Genomic DNA, 14,102 nt, shown 5'->3' with positions numbered 1-14,102 from the left:
GCACGCTGGAAGGCCACGAGTCCGCGCGCGGCCGCGGCAAGACCATCGGCGGCTCCGCCGTCACCGACGACGCCATGCTCTCCATGGCCCTTCACCTGCGCGAGCAGAACCTCAGCCTGCGTGACATCGCCAGACGGCTTGTCATCACCAAGGGCAAGAGGAAGGGCCGGCACCCGTCCCCGGCTACCGTCTTGCGCATGCTCCGCGAGCACGACGCCACCGCGGCGTCGGTCGAGGGCTGACCAGCCTGTCGGTGCGGACCGGAACGGCCACACCAGCCGCTCCGCGGGGGTCGTCATGGCCAGGGCGCCCGATCCGCGCTTCAGGAGAAGACGACGGAGCGCACCAGCAGGCGCTCTGAAGCACCTGCGCCGGGGCGCAGGCTGTAGAAGACATCTCCCATGCAGCCGGCCTCGAGGAAGACCGTGGCCGTTGAGTCGGTCAGGTTCTTCGGCGCGTAGGCGGCCGACGTGCCGTCAGAGCCGGCCCCCTGGATGTCGATACATCTCCCGCTCTCGGGGTTGTTGAAGAAGCCAACGGCCTCGTACCCGTCGGCGGTCTTGTAGGAGTAACGGAACTGGCCTGTGGCGGCCGATGCGGAGCCGGGAACCGCCAGAACCAGCATGAGGGCGCCGCTGGCGGCGGCCACGGCAGAGCGCAGACGCATGGATCCTCTTCCCCAAACAGCGACAACACTGTGTGTAATCATTAGGTCACACTAAGTGTTGGATGTCGAGCGCGTGCCTTGCCCGCGGGGGACGGGACGGCGACGGCATACGTCGCCGCGCCCGCACCGCGACCCACCATCGGCGGTCCCCTCCCGATCCGCAAGGCACTGCCGCCCAAGGTGCTGGAGTACTGCCCGGCCGCCCCCGGTAAGGCGATTCCGTCCTTGCGCGAAGCCTGAGCCCAGCGGCCGGGCGGGCGGGGGCGAGATTACGTGCGGGCCTGCTGAGGCCAGCGCCGCCGTGCCGCCTTCGCGCCAGGCGCGCCGCCACCGCTCCACCGACCTCTGGGTGACCCGCAACGTCTTGGCTACCGCCGCGTTCGTGACCCCCTGCTCGAACATCTCGGCTGCTCGCAGCCGTACCTCCTCGCGGCGCCGCTGCTCCTGGGGGGTGAAGCCGCCGCCTTGGGCATACCGCACACCCCGGTCATACAGACCACATCCGCCCTCGTCAGCTCACCGACAAGACCCCTTTAAGTTCCGTAGTGGGCGGAGTACCTCAGTGACCGAGGCGCCGTTTCTCCAACCAGCCGGCGCAGTGTGGACAGCATGGGGGGACCGGTGATGCGGGAGCGGCCGGTCTTCTTTTTGCCGGGCAGCATCGTGCCGTGGCTTCGTCGCGTCGGCGCCTGGCACCGCGTGACGCTCAGCGTGTAGCTCCAGTTCACACTCTGCGGCCCCGGGCAGAACGGTCAGTATGAGCGGGCCCTCGCCGCACAGTGCGGCGACGAGGGCGACAGCGCCCAGCGGCGACCCACCCGAGATCGAGAACCGCGGCAATGGTGACCGCGCGCAGCCCGTTTCGACGGCTCGGCTTCGCCTTCATCCGGTCGAGCCCGTGCCGACCATCCCGAAAGAGATCAGGGCGGACACGAAGGCATCACCGCCGACGCCTTATCCCACCAGGGTCCGATCAGGTCATCCAGCCGGTCGGAATCGTCGCGCCGGGCCTGCCGCAGGTGCTTGGGCGCCGGGACCGCCCGATCCCGGAGTGTCTCGCCGCGCCGAGCCGCCGGGCCTCAGGATGGAGCACAGGTTTCGGGGCAGAACTTGGCCTCGGGGTAGCGCGAGGACGGCTGGTCCAGGAGGGGCTGCCGCCTGGCCTTCAGGTGCTGGTCGAGGAAGGCCGCCACGTAGGTGCGGGTGAGCTCGGCGGCGCGTGCCGCGGGCAGCACGCCGGGGAGGGGCTTGATGCCGAGGGCGTCGGACAGCAACGGGGTGTCGGTGAAGGACTGGTGTTCGGCCCCCGAGAGTACGATCCAGCGTTTCCATCCGGTGAGCAGCTTCCAGTCGCGGTCCCACGTGGGGGCGGGGCCTCCGGAGACGTGCTGCGCCGAGCCCAGGAACATGAACGGCCGGGAGAAGCCGCTCTTGGGGATCCGGGCGTAGGTGGTGCCGTCCATGTCGATTCCGGCCCGTACGCGGGGGTCTTCGAGCATGGTCGCCATGGCGCTGGACCCGCCGATCGACTGCCCGACCATGGCGATGCGGGAGCGGTCGATCCGGCCGGAACCCTCCCACTTCGAGGGCAACTGGTCCAGCACGAACGAGACGTCGGCGGCCCGTCCCTGGACCAGTCCCGCGCCGAAGCCGGGATCGGAGTTGCTGTCGCAGGCGAGACACTCGGCCACCCGCCCGCCGGGGAGGGTCGTGGCGTAGCTCTCGTAGGTGTGGTCGACGCCGGCCACGACGTACCCGCGGCTGGCCAGGTCCTCGGCCAGTGAGGTGAGGGTGCTCATCGGCTTGGTGAAGCCGGGGGACAGCACCACCAGCGGAAGCGACCTCCCTGCGGGTTCGGCGTCCTTGATGGAGTTCGTCCGGGTCCTGCTCAGCGTGTCGTACGGCGCGCTCGTGATCTGGGTGCCTCTCAGGAGGAGTTCGGATTCCTTGGGCGTCATGTACGGCGCGCGCTGCCCGTCACGCTGCTTGGCCGGGTACCACAGGGTGACCTTGAGCTCCCGGGCTTCGGCGTCGAGGTTCCAGGGGTCGGGGCGGGAGGTGTCCTTGAGATAGAGGGCGGTGCTGCCGACGGGGTGAGGGCCGGTGGGGGCGGGCAGGGTGGCGGGGCCGGCCGGCGTGGGTGACACGGCATCGGCTCTGGGCGGGGTGGGTGCGGAGCAGGCGGACCCGGCGAGGAGGGCCAGCCCTGCGGCGGCGGCCAGGAGACGTCTCATCGGGAGGTCCATTCACCGGTGCAGCAGGGTCAGGGCCTCGGCCAACGCGGGGTCGCGCCCGGCGGCCGCGTCTTCGGGGGTCAGCGGCACGTAGTCGTCGGGCGGCACGCCGATCCGGTCGACGACCTCGCGGTTCGGACCCAGGTGGTGTTCGGCGGGAAGGTTCAAGATCGTGTTGTTGGTGAGCAGGTACGGCTGCGCCGGCCCGGAGACCATGCCGGCGGTTCTGGTGCCGACCAGCCGACCGGCCCGCAGATCCTTGACCGCGGAGGCGAAGTGCTCGCACGCCGAGGCGCAGCCGCGGTCGGTGAGCACCACCAGCGGCAGGCGCAGCAGCTCGACGGTGTCGTCGGTCCGCAGGCTCTGGCAGGTGTCGCCGGCGGTGCAGTGATAGGCGGTGACCTTGCCGTGGGCGAACGCGCTCAGCAGCCGGGTCGCTTCCGTGGCGCTGCCGCTGCTGTTGCCGCGCAGGTCCAGCACGACGCCGGACAGGGTCCGCCCCCTGCGCAGCCGGAAGATCGCCCGCAGGATCCGGTCCGCGGCGTCGGGCAGGAAGCCGGTCACCCGTACGTAGGCGATGTCGTCCAGCGGCTTCGACCGCACCACCTGCAGGTCGGCCAGGTCCCGCTGGAACAGGCCGGGCTGGAGCGTCACGCTCCGGCGGCGGCCGGTGCTCTGCCGCAGGAGGCTCAGCTCGACCGGGCGCGTCTGCGGGTAGCGCGGGTAGAGGGCGGCGATCGCGCGGGTGGCCTTTCCATCGATGAAGGGCGCCGATCCGTTGATCGATTCGATGACGTCGCCCGGGCGCAGCCCGGCGGCCTGCGCCGCGCCGCCCTGCACGGTGGTGACGAACAGCGGCGGTACGGCGGCGGCGAGGCCGCCGTCCGCCTGCGACGCGTTCACGTTCGCTTCGAGACCCAGGCCGTAGCCGTCGCCGTCGTAGTAGTCCGGTGGTTGCCCGACGTCGTGGGCCCAGGAGGCGTGCTCGTCGTCGAGGGCGGCCACGATGGCTTCGAGGGCGGCTACGGCGAGCTTGTCGCGCAGGTCGGGCACCTGGCCGGTGATCTTCCGGTAGGCGGTTTCGAAGGCGGCCCAGTCGGCTTTCAGGTCGCCGGTCAGCGTCGGCATAACTGCGTCGGGCAGGTCGCGGCCGTTGCGGTTGAGCTCCTGGGTCAAGGCGGTGAATCCGGCGGTGAGCAGGGAGCGGGCGTCCGGTGTGGCGCCGCTGTGGTAGTTGCCGAGGATGCAGAAGTAGGCCTGCTCGACGACCTCGATCGTGGTGGCGGTCTCCTTGCCGGGGGCGCCCTTGGGCGGCGCGCAGACCGTACCGGCCGCCGTGCCGGTCTCGCCGCGCGGCGGCGGCGCCGTGCAAGCCGCCGCCAGGAGGAGGGCGAGCCCTGCGGCCGCGACCCTGACGGCGGTCATGACAGGCCTCTGCGTATCCGCCGGAAGCAGAGCCAGGCGAGAGCGAGGGTGAGCAGGGCATAGATCCCGGTCTCGATCCACTGCAACGGCCAGAAGCGCTCCAGCGGCTGGTAGGTCGCCTGCTGCCGGTAGCCGAGCCGGTTGATCTCGGCTGTGCACGTGTCGGAGCCCAGTCCCCCCGTGGGTGCGCAGGGTCCCGACGTCGTGGAGACCGGGACGGACCGCGCGATCGTCGAGGACGGCCCCGAGGCCCCACCGCCGCCGACGACGCGTCCGGACGGATCGACCAGGTCGCTGGACAGGACCCAGGCCCCCGCGTGGCCGGGCACGGCCGACGTGCTCAGGAAGATCTGCATGGCTCCGCCCTGCCGGCCGGGCGGCACGGTGCCTTCCACGTTGGTCCGGCCGAGCTCGAACGTCGACGTGACCGGGGGTATCAGGTGGGGCCGGACCAGCAGCGGCATGGCGAGCTGGATCAGGGCGAAAGCGATCAATGTGAGGGCCATGGCGGGCAGGGTGCGGCGCACCAGCACGCCCAGGGTCACGCCCAGGACGAAGGCGAAAGCCGCGTACCCCACCGGGGTGATACCGCGGGCGCCGAACACCAGGGGAGCCATGCGCGCCATTTCCGGTACGGCCGACCTGTCCAGCGGGTCGGACCACCAGGTGACCGCGAGACCGCACAACCCGGCGGCGGCCACGGCGACCAGGCCGGTGAGCCCGAGCTTGACGGCCAGCCAGCGGGCGCGGGTGATGCTCTGGTTCCACACCAGCAGGTGCGTGCCCGCCTCCAGCTCACGGGTGACCAGTGGGGCACCCCAGAAGAGCCCGGCCAGCGCGGGCAGGATCAGCACGACGAGGGTGAGGGCCAGGAAGGGGATCTGGTACTCGCCGAAGAACCGGTCGAAGAAGTCGGCGCAGGTGTCGTTCGGGGTGCAGTCGGCGATTCCGGCGGCGTAGCGGGAGGACAGACCCGGGCCGGTCACGGCCAGGGCGATACCGAGGACGGCGAGTACGGCGGCTGTCATCGCGGCCGAGCCGCGGAACTGGCGCCAGGTCAGCCAGATCATCCCTGCACCTCCCGGGCGACCCGCCGGTGCTCGGCGGTGTGCCGGTCCATGTAGGCCAGGACGAGGTCTTCCAGGCCGATCCGGCTGACCGTCCAGGCGGGATCGTGCATCGGGGCACCGGCACGGACCACGAACGTGCTCTGCCGGTCGGTGTGCCGGGCGGAGACCACGTACTGGCCGGCGGGCAGCTTGCCGGGATCGCTGCGTGGGCCGGTGAGCCGGTGATGGGCGGCCACCAGTCGGTCGGTCCTTCCGGCGAGCTGGACGCGGGAGTCGGCGAGCACGACCAGGTAGTCGCAGACCCGTTCAAGGTCGGAGACCAGGTGGGAGGAGAGCACCACGCTCAGCTTGTGCTCGGCGGCGGCCTCCGTCAGCACCTGCAGGAACTCGTGACGGGCCAGCGGGTCGAGGGCGGCCGCGGGCTCGTCCAGGATCAGCAGGTCGGGCCGCTTGGCCAGGCCCAGGGTGAGGGCGAGCTGGGCGCGCTGGCCGCCGGACAGCCTGCCCGCCCGATGGGTGGGGACGAGGCCGAGCCGCGCGACGCGTTCGCGCGCCATGCCGTCGTCCCAGCGTGGGTTGAGCCGCGCTCCCAGCCGCAGATGTTCGGCGACGGTCAGGCTCGCGTAGACCGGGGTGTCCTGGGCGACGAACCCGACCTTGGCCAGCTGCGCGGGCGTGCTTCCCGGCCGGCCGCCGAGCACGGCGATCGCGCCCGCGGTCGGCTCGAGCTGCCCGCCGGCCAGCTTCAGCAGGGTGGACTTGCCGGCTCCGTTGGGGCCGACCAGCCCGACGACGTGGCCCGCCGGGATGTCGACGGTGCACTCGCGCAGCGCCCAGCGGCTGCCGTACTTCTTGCCCAGCGCCTGGGCCTGCAGGACGGAGGTCACACCATGTCTCCTGAACAGAGGCGGAAGGGTGGTCTTGAGAAGCGCCTCGATCGTCGAGGCCGCGGCTCCACGACGGTGTGGCGCCGGAGACGAAAGTAGGCAAGGCTCATGCCGGTGCGCGTCGGCCGCGGTACCGAGATCACGTACTGCCTGGGAACGACGGGCCGCGAGGTCATCCCTGAGATGTACGCCCGAAGACCGTGAAGTCCCGTCACCACGGCTGATGCGAGGCGATCAGGGCGGGCGTGACAATGCGCTGGTGGAAACCGGTGAACGACGGCCGTGGTGGCGGCAGGTGCTCGACCTGTACGACCGGCTGAACCAGGACTACCCGGTGCGGCGTGACGACGGACCACCGAGGCCGTCTCGCAGGGCGCTCGCCGCCGATGTGGTGGTGGCGATCGTCCTGACGGTCATCGCGGTGACCGTGTCGGCGATGGGCTCCGTCTCGCACCGGCCCGAGGTGGTCGATTACCTGCAGCTCCGGTCCGGCCCGATGATCCTGCCCCCCGGCGGCCCGCTTGCCCAGTCCTCCGGGCCGTCCGCGTTCCTTGTGGCGCTGACGGCGTTGCCGCTGGCGGCGCGGCGGCGCTACCCGACCCTCGTGTTCTTGGTGGTACTGGCGGCGGCGCGGGCCACGCACGAGGACGCGACCTGGGTCACCGTACTGACCTGCGCTTTCGCCGCGTACAGCGCCATCGTGTACAGCCGTCACCGGTTCCTGGCGATGGGTGGGCTCGTGCTCGCGGCCGGGCTCGCGGGTGCCGGGTTCGCCGACATCGCGCCCGCGCTGCCGGGCTGGGTGGGGCCGTTCTTCGCCCTGCTGGGCGTCGGCGTGCTCGCGAACATCGTCCGCTTCTGGCGGTGGCAGCTCAGAGCCGGCCGTGACCGGCTCGCCGAGGTGCGGCAGGAGCAGGCGGAGGCCATGCGCAGGGCTGTCGCGGAGGAGCGGTCCCGGATCGCCGCCGAGCTGCACGACGTGGTGACCCACAATGTCAGCGTGATGGTGATCCAGGCCGGCGCGGCCCGCAAGGTGATGGACGCGGAGCCGGAACTGTCGAAACAGGCCCTGCTCGCGATCGAGTCCGGCGGCCGGGCGGCCATGTCCGAGCTGCGCCATGTCATGGGCCTGCTCGCCGGGCCGGGTGGCGAACGCCTCGACGGGCCTGGTGACGGGCTCGCGCCGCAACCCGGGCTCGGCCAGCTCGACGCCCTGGCGGAACGGGTCCGTGCCGCCGGGGTGCCCGTACGCGTCGCGCTGTCGGCGCCCGGGCCGCTGCCTCCGGGGATCGACCTCGCCGCGTACCGTGTCGTGCAGGAAGCCCTCACCAACACGATCAAGCACGCCGCCGGGGCCACCGCCTCCGTCACGATCGGTCATGACGGCGACTGGCTGGAGATCGAGGTGACCGACACCGGCGGGAACGGCAGCGCCGGACCCCCGGCAGGCGGAGCACGGAGCGGCGGCGGCAGGGGGCTGCTCGGGTTGCGCGAGCGGCTCGCCGTCTACGGCGGCACCCTGGACGCCGGGCCGACGGCCGAGGGCGGATTCCGGATCAAGGCCCGTCTCCCGTGGAGGACCGCGTGACCGAGGCCTTGCGCGCCGTCATCGCCGACGACCAGGCGCTGGTACGCACGGGATTTCGCATGATCCTCACCGCCGACGGCATCGACGTGGTGGCCGAGGCCGCCAACGGGGACGAAGCCGTCGCCGCCGTCCGCCGTACCAGACCCGACGTCGTGCTCATGGACATCCGGATGCCGCAGATGGACGGCCTCGAAGCCACCCGGCGAATTCTGACGGGCGGCGCCGAGGACACCCGCGTGCTGATCCTGACCACCTACGACCTCGACCACTACGTGTACGCCGCGCTCGCCGCGGGCGCGAGCGGATTCCTGCTCAAGGACGTCGAACCCGAACACCTGGTGGCCGCCGTACGCCTGGTGCGCGCCGGCGACGCCCTGCTCGCGCCCACCATCACCCGCCGCCTGGTCGAACGTTTCGCCCGTCGCGACAACGGCCGGCCCGCCCTCCACCGCGACCTGTCCGAGCTGACCCCCCGCGAGCTGGACGTGCTCCGCCTGCTGGCCACCGGACTGAGCAACGCCGAACTCGCCGACCGGCTCTCCCTCAGCGTGGCCACGGTGAAGACGCACGTCGCGCGCATCCTGTCCAAGCTCGGCCTGCGCGACCGTGTCCAGGCGGTGGTGGTCGCCTACGAGACCGGCCTGGTCTCTCCGGGCGGCGCCGGCTGATCAGAACTTCACCCGGACAACCACAGCGGGTCCATGGCAGGCGGCGCGTGTGGACGGGTCGTGGGATGCGAGGCGGCGGCGTCGAACGTTCTTGTCGGTCCCTCCAGGCACGATGGCCGCATGACTGAAGCACCCCCGATCGACGCGATCCCCGACGAGACCGCCTACGCCGAGGCGGTCCAGCTGGCGGCCGACGCGGCCGCGGCCTACTACGGTGACGGCACCTCCCCGCTGGACGACGACGCCTACGACCGGCTCGTCCGGGGCATCGCCGCCTATGAGAAGGCCCACCCCGGCCAGGTGCTGGAGGACTCGCCGACGGGCAAGGTCGCCGGAGTCGTGGGTGATGTCCCGCACACCGTGCCCATGCTCAGCCTGGACAACGTGTTCGGGCCCGAGGGGCTGGCCGGCTGGGCCGCCTCGCTGGAGCGCCGGCTCGGCCGCCCGGTGACCGCGTGGTCGGTGGAGCCGAAGTTGGACGGGCTGGCGGTCGCCGCCCGCTACCGTCACGGCCGTCTCGTCCAGTTGGTCACCCGCGGCGACGGGAGCGCGGGCGAGGACGTCTCACACGCGATCGGCACGATCGTCGGCCTCCCCGGGCGGCTCGCCGACCCGGTCACCGTGGAGCTGCGTGGCGAGGTGATGATGACCGCCCGGCAGTTCGAGGAGGCGTGTGCGAAACGGCAGGCGCATGACGGGACCACGTTCGCGAACCCGCGCAGCGCCGCCGCGGGCACGCTGAGGGCGCAGGACCGGCCGTACGTGTGCGAGCTGACGTTCTTCGGGTACGGCGCGCTGCCGCTGCCCGACGACACCTCCGGGCTCGCCACGCGGCTCCGGGAGTCGCCGCACAGCCAGGTGATGGACTGGGTCGCCGGGCAGGGTGTGCAGACCACGGCCGGCACTGCGGTCGCCGGGATCGTCGCGACGACCGTGGAGCAGGTGCAGCGGCGGGTCGAGGAGATCGCGGCCGCGCGGCCGGAGCTGCCGTTCGGGATCGACGGCATCGTGATCAAGGCGGATGACGCGGCGGATCAGGCGCAGGCCGGATTCGGCTCCCGGGCGCCGCGGTGGGCGATCGCCTACAAGCTGCCCGCCGTGCAGAAGATCACGAAGCTGCTCATGGTGGAGTGGAACACGGGCCGGACCGGTGTGATCGCCCCGCGGGCGGTTCTGGAGCCGGTGGAGCTGGACGGGTCCGTCGTGACGTACGCGACGCTGCACAATCCCTCCGACATCACGCGCCGTGGGCTGATGCTGGGGGACAGCGTCGTCGTTTACAAGGCCGGTGACGTGATTCCGAGGGTGGAGTCGCCGGTGGTGCATCTGCGCACCGGCGACGAGCGGCCCATCGTGTTCCCGGAGGTGTGCCCGACTTGCGGTGGTGAGATCGACGCCTCCCAGGAGCGGTGGAGGTGCGTGCGAGGCCGGAGCTGCCGGGCGATCGCCTCGATCCGGTACGCGGTGGGCCGGGACCAGTTGGACGTGGAAGGGCTGGCCGACAACCGCGTTCAGCAGATGCTGGACGCCGGGCTGATCGCCGACTTCGGCGACCTGTTCTTCCTCACCCGCGAGCAGCTGCTGGGCTTGGAGCGGATGGGGGAGGTGTCCACCGACAACCTCCTGGCCGCCATCGGCAGGGCCAGGACCAGACCGCTGAGCCGGGTGTTCTGCGCGCTCGGGGTACGGGGGACGGGGCGCTCGATGAGCCGCCGCATCGCCCGGCACTTCGGCACGATGGAGGCCGTCCGTGCGGCCGACGCCGAGGGGTTGCAGGAGGTGGACGGCATCGGCCCGGAGAAGGCGCCCGTGATCGTCGCTGACCTGGCCGAGCTGAGCGACCTCATCGACAAGCTCGTCCGGGCCGGGGTGAACATGGTGGAGCCGGATGCGGCGGCGCCCGTCGGTGACGAGGGCACGACCAATCTGACGTCGGGTGAGGACGAGCCGGGTGCTCTGCCACTGACCGGGATGACGGTCGTGGTCACGGGCGCGATGAGCGGGCAGCTGGCGGCACTGTCCCGCAACCAGATGAACGAGCTCATCGAGCGGGCCGGAGGCCGGGCGTCCTCCAGCGTCTCGGCGAAGACCTCGCTGGTCGTCGCAGGAGACAACGCGGGGTCCAAGCGGGCGAAGGCCGAGTCCCTCGGTGTGCGGATCGCCTCCCCCGAGGAGTTCGCCGAGATGGTCGCGCACCTGTTGTAGGCGACCCCGTTCGTCCGCCGGTGCCCCGGGGCTCGGGCTGGGATCACCGTACGGTTGTCGCATGCCGGCGCCGCCGTACCACTGACCGGACCCTTCGCTCGCGGCCCGGAAACATCACATCCACAGATAGTTGATCTTCGGCACACGCACGACGAGGCGGACCTCGATGAGGTAAGCACCGTGACGAGCAAGGGCGACCCACGTAGTCGGATTGGACCCTGACTCGTCCACCAGGCGGTAGGCCACGGCCTGTTCACTCGGCGGATGGGACAACGCGGTGCGCTGATATCGCGCGGTCCATGTGGTTCGTCCGTCACTGAGTCGCAGGGTGTGGCATCCCGCAGGTGGATCGGCGGACAGGTGGCGCAGGGTGGAGTCGGAGGCGTACACGATCGCCTCGCTCAGGATCGGCCCTCCGAATGCGCCTTTCGTCGTGTCGACCAGGAAAGCACCGCCAAGAATGCCGTCGAGCCCCTCATGGAGCGAGTCGGTGACGCTCCAGATGCCCTGCGTCCACTGACGGCACTCACGTTGATTCACGGGCGGGGCACCTACCTGGGTCTCCCCGATGGTGGCGATCCGCCCGGAGGTGAACGGCGCGGCCTCCGGAGGCAGTTGCTGCATGGTCTTCGCGTCGCGGAATCGGCGTAACAGCGCCCGTCGCACGAGGTCGCCGCGGCTACCCGTCGGCAACGTCACGCTGGCGGGCGGCGGAGTCTCGGGGATCTGTGGATGAAGCGACAGGCTACTTGGCCACACACGGGGGGCTGAGGATGTTGCCGGGTGGGTGCCGCCAGGAGTTTCCCCGCCACAGCCCATGACTGTGAGGCCGAGCGCGATCGCAGCGACCCTTACGCACCACCAGCCGCGCAAGGGCGCTGCGAGTTTGTGCGGCCTCATCGCAGGTTCCTTCCGTCGAGCAGACCGCACCGAGCTACACGGACCATGCATTTGCCCTTTGCCCTTTTCGTTTGCTGAAGCGGCACGGGCCAGAGGGTGAGCGCCGTGGCACCCGCCCTCCGGTCCAGCGGTCCTCGTCCCACAGCCCGCAGCGAGACAGCCGCGGGATCACCGATCAGCAGAAGAGGCTCTCACATCGCGACCGGAAGACGCCGGGAGCTTTGTCGATGGAGTAGATGACCGAGCCGCCCGCGGTGAGAGTCGGGTGCAGCTCTTCATGGGGCAGTTGACGCGGATAGGGGGAGGTGATCCTGCCCGGACTCCAGACAGCCAACAATACGATCGAGCGGCAACTCCGCACGCATCGCCACAGGTGCCATCGGTCGGCCACGGTATCTATCCGAGCCCGGCATGTGTCTTTTCGCAGGCCGGGTGAGGGCGTACCGGTTTTGTCGGGACCGGCCAGTACCTTCCGGATCATGAATGACCGTTCCCCCGACGGCGAAGCCGTGTGGGCGCATCGCAGCAGGCTGCGTGTGATACCGCCGGTCCAGCCCCGCAAGCTGGCGAAGGTCCCCTTCGTCGAGCTGGCGGACGGCCGGCTGCAGGGCGTGGTGTCGAGCGGCTCGGACATCAGCCGGGTCTACGTCTCCTCCATCGCCGCGGGCACCCACAACTACAACTGCAGCACCAACAACAACCGCCCCTGCGGCGGCCTGTACGGCTCGCCGTGCAAACACCTGCAGGCCCTCACAGCCGAGGCCGTGCTGCAGTACGGCCTCGATCGCGTGGCCACGTACCTGCGGGTAGAGGTTCCGGAGGGCGCCGACCTGATCGTTTGTCTGAGTGGTGGGCACGAGCCCGCCCCCGCCGCCATGGTGTTCAGCCGCTTCCTGCGCCACCTGGCCTATCTGGAGGTGCCGGCGACCACCGTGCCGATCCCCGAGATGCACTGGTTTCCGTCCGAGGGGGCGGTGCACTGATGCTCGCCGTACAACTGGCCGGGCTGCTCGACGGCGACCCGGAGGGCACGAGGGAGGCGCTCGCCCTAGTCGACGGGTTCGACGACGCCCTGGTGCACGGCCTCGCCCGGCTCTCCGAGGAGCGGGCCGAGGCGCCGGCTGCCCTGGCCGGGGCGTTCAGCGCGACCCCGATCGGCGACCGGCTGGCGGAGGCGGCGGCCAAGGTCGCCTCGGGCTCGATCACCGAGGAGCACCTGACCGCGCTCGCGGGCGGCCGGGCCGCGCTCTTCGGAGCCGTCCACGACGCCCTGCTCGCCGATCTCGACGCGGCGCTCGGACGCGAGCGTGCGCCCTGGTACCCGGCGCCGCGGTCCGAGCAGGACACAGCCGCCAACCTGCTCGGCGGAGCCCGATCCTGGCTGCGCGAACTGGCCATCACCGGCTGGCGCGGCGTCGACCACGACCTCGTCTCCGCCGTCGACCAGATCACCGAAGGGCTGACGGTCGTGCCGGGACTGCGCAGGCTCGCCGTGCTCTTGGACGGTTTCGCGGCCGAACTGCGCGCCTCCTGCCCCGTCGGCACGATGGAGCACCTGCCGGTGCGGCGCTGGGCCGACCTGTGGACCCGCGCCCTGCTGCTGGCTCAGGACGGCGTCCTGCCCGGCGAGCCCCGGCCCGTGGCCACGGTGTCCGGCCGGCTGCTGATCCTCGGCGTCGACGTGCACGAGCACGGAACCGCGGTCCAGTTCCAGGTCCACGCCGTACTGGAACCCGCGGACGGTGGTCAGGCCCGGCTGGTGCGCACGAGTGTCACGGCGGCCAAGGTCGACACCATCGTCGGGCCCGCGCTGTGGAAACTGGCACACGATCACAAGGTCCTGCTGGCCGCCCTGGCCGGCCACCTGTCCCTGGAGGTCACGGACCTGCCCCTGCTCGACGGCGGCGACGTAATCTGGCACGACGACCGGGCGTCCCTGGGCAAGCCGGCCGATCCGTTCACCACCGCGCGGCTGCACCTCGCCGGGGTGCTCGCCCCCGCGGTGCCGCCGCTGGAGCGGGTCCCGGTACGCATCGCCGAACCTGTGCTGATCGAGGGCTACGAGGTGACCGGCGACGGCTCGTTCGACCTGGGCGGATCAGTGCTCGCGGTGGATACCGCCCGGCTGCCCGGCTGCGGCCCGCTCACCCCGAAGCTGGTCGCGGGCTCCTCCGCGTGCGTCGGCCTGGTCCGCTGGGACGGCGGGTGCTGGCTGCTGCAGCCGCTGGCCGTTCAGGCGAAGGTCAAACGGGAGACCGTCGCCGTGGGCACCGGCGACTGGGCGCAGGGCCCGACCGACCCCAAGGTGGTCAAGGCCGAGGCCAGGTCGGGAGACGCCGTCGCCGTGCTGCGCGAGCGGGCCGGGCGGTTGCTGCGGCAATGAACGACCACAATCCTACCGGCGACGATCTTCCCGTGCGGAACCCGGGTGAGCGGGTCATAGCGGGCATCGAGGCGC

13 protein-coding genes are annotated in these 14,102 nt (G+C 71.2%); 6 read left to right on the top strand and 7 right to left on the bottom strand.

Annotation, left to right across the window (positions count from 1 at the left end; all coding sequences use genetic code 11):
- Nucleotides 1-74 precede the first annotated feature (74 nt).
- Nucleotides 75-242, top strand: coding sequence for a hypothetical protein (locus FED44_RS14625; protein ID WP_208759001.1), 168 nt, complete (start codon nt 75-77; stop codon nt 240-242).
- Between the two features lie 80 nt (nt 243-322).
- On the opposite strand, the gene FED44_RS14620 is transcribed toward FED44_RS14625, so the two are convergent.
- The 6 genes from FED44_RS14620 to FED44_RS14595 form a co-directional block, all read right to left on the bottom strand.
- Nucleotides 323-667: a hypothetical protein gene (locus FED44_RS14620; protein WP_138461016.1), complete on the bottom strand. Its 345-nt coding sequence runs from the start codon at nt 665-667 to the stop codon at nt 323-325.
- Nucleotides 668-718: 51 nt separating this feature from the next.
- Complete coding sequence (locus tag FED44_RS38445; RefSeq protein ID WP_138461015.1) at nt 719-1,147, bottom strand: helix-turn-helix domain-containing protein; 429 nt, start codon at nt 1,145-1,147, stop codon at nt 719-721.
- A 599-nt stretch (nt 1,148-1,746) separates the two neighbouring features.
- The gene (locus FED44_RS14610; protein ID WP_138461014.1) at nt 1,747-2,901 is read right to left on the bottom strand and encodes an alpha/beta hydrolase family protein; all 1,155 of its coding nucleotides are present in this window, start codon (nt 2,899-2,901) and stop codon (nt 1,747-1,749) included.
- Between the two features lie 12 nt (nt 2,902-2,913).
- The gene (locus tag FED44_RS14605; protein ID WP_138461013.1) at nt 2,914-4,326 is read right to left on the bottom strand and encodes a S41 family peptidase; all 1,413 of its coding nucleotides are present in this window, start codon (nt 4,324-4,326) and stop codon (nt 2,914-2,916) included.
- The gene (locus FED44_RS14600) at nt 4,323-5,396 is read right to left on the bottom strand and encodes an ABC transporter permease (protein ID WP_138461012.1); all 1,074 of its coding nucleotides are present in this window, start codon (nt 5,394-5,396) and stop codon (nt 4,323-4,325) included. The genes FED44_RS14605 and FED44_RS14600 overlap by 4 nt, the downstream gene beginning before the upstream one ends.
- Nucleotides 5,393-6,283, bottom strand: coding sequence for an ABC transporter ATP-binding protein (locus FED44_RS14595; protein WP_138461011.1), 891 nt, complete (start codon nt 6,281-6,283; stop codon nt 5,393-5,395). Before FED44_RS14595 ends, FED44_RS14600 begins: the two co-directional genes overlap by 4 nt.
- A 259-nt stretch (nt 6,284-6,542) precedes the next feature.
- On the opposite strand from FED44_RS14595, the gene FED44_RS14590 reads away from it, so the two are divergent.
- From FED44_RS14590 to ligA, 3 genes are all read left to right on the top strand, one after another.
- On the top strand, nt 6,543-7,871 hold the full coding sequence (locus tag FED44_RS14590; protein ID WP_244301934.1) for a sensor histidine kinase: 1,329 nt from the start codon (nt 6,543-6,545) through the stop codon (nt 7,869-7,871).
- Nucleotides 7,868-8,539 carry a response regulator gene (locus FED44_RS14585; protein WP_111697271.1) on the top strand — a complete coding sequence of 224 codons (672 nt, stop codon included), beginning with the start codon at nt 7,868-7,870 and terminating at the stop codon, nt 8,537-8,539. Before FED44_RS14590 ends, FED44_RS14585 begins: the two co-directional genes overlap by 4 nt.
- A 120-nt stretch (nt 8,540-8,659) precedes the next feature.
- Nucleotides 8,660-10,744, top strand: coding sequence for an NAD-dependent DNA ligase LigA (ligA, locus tag FED44_RS14580; protein ID WP_138461010.1), 2,085 nt, complete (start codon nt 8,660-8,662; stop codon nt 10,742-10,744).
- A 114-nt stretch (nt 10,745-10,858) separates the two neighbouring features.
- Here ligA and FED44_RS14575 read toward each other — a convergent pair whose 3' ends face one another.
- The gene (locus FED44_RS14575) at nt 10,859-11,443 is read right to left on the bottom strand and encodes a hypothetical protein (RefSeq protein ID WP_138461009.1); all 585 of its coding nucleotides are present in this window, start codon (nt 11,441-11,443) and stop codon (nt 10,859-10,861) included.
- A gap of 680 nt (nt 11,444-12,123) precedes the next feature.
- Here FED44_RS14575 and FED44_RS14570 point away from each other — a divergent pair.
- Both FED44_RS14570 and FED44_RS14565 read left to right on the top strand, forming a co-directional pair.
- Nucleotides 12,124-12,627, top strand: coding sequence for a hypothetical protein (locus FED44_RS14570; protein ID WP_138461008.1), 504 nt, complete (start codon nt 12,124-12,126; stop codon nt 12,625-12,627).
- Nucleotides 12,627-14,027, top strand: coding sequence for a hypothetical protein (locus tag FED44_RS14565; RefSeq protein ID WP_138461007.1), 1,401 nt, complete (start codon nt 12,627-12,629; stop codon nt 14,025-14,027). Before FED44_RS14570 ends, FED44_RS14565 begins: the two co-directional genes overlap by 1 nt.
- The last annotated feature ends 75 nt before the right edge of the window (nt 14,028-14,102 follow it).

This window comes from Microbispora triticiradicis, from assembly GCF_005864065.1.
GTDB lineage: Bacteria > Actinomycetota > Actinomycetes > Streptosporangiales > Streptosporangiaceae > Microbispora > Microbispora triticiradicis.
This window is presented reverse-complemented; position numbering and strand designations above follow the sequence as displayed.

Coding starts and splice junctions, on each gene's coding strand:
- FED44_RS14625 (WP_208759001.1), top strand. CDS start 75: ATGCTCTCCATGGCCCTTCACCTGCGCGAGCAGAACCTCAGCCTGCGT.
- FED44_RS14620 (WP_138461016.1), bottom strand. CDS start 667: ATGCGTCTGCGCTCTGCCGTGGCCGCCGCCAGCGGCGCCCTCATGCTG.
- FED44_RS14610 (WP_138461014.1), bottom strand. CDS start 2,901: ATGAGACGTCTCCTGGCCGCCGCCGCAGGGCTGGCCCTCCTCGCCGGG.
- FED44_RS14605 (WP_138461013.1), bottom strand. CDS start 4,326: ATGACCGCCGTCAGGGTCGCGGCCGCAGGGCTCGCCCTCCTCCTGGCG.
- FED44_RS14600 (WP_138461012.1), bottom strand. CDS start 5,396: ATGATCTGGCTGACCTGGCGCCAGTTCCGCGGCTCGGCCGCGATGACA.
- ligA (WP_138461010.1), top strand. CDS start 8,660: ATGACTGAAGCACCCCCGATCGACGCGATCCCCGACGAGACCGCCTAC.
- FED44_RS14570 (WP_138461008.1), top strand. CDS start 12,124: ATGAATGACCGTTCCCCCGACGGCGAAGCCGTGTGGGCGCATCGCAGC.
- FED44_RS14565 (WP_138461007.1), top strand. CDS start 12,627: ATGCTCGCCGTACAACTGGCCGGGCTGCTCGACGGCGACCCGGAGGGC.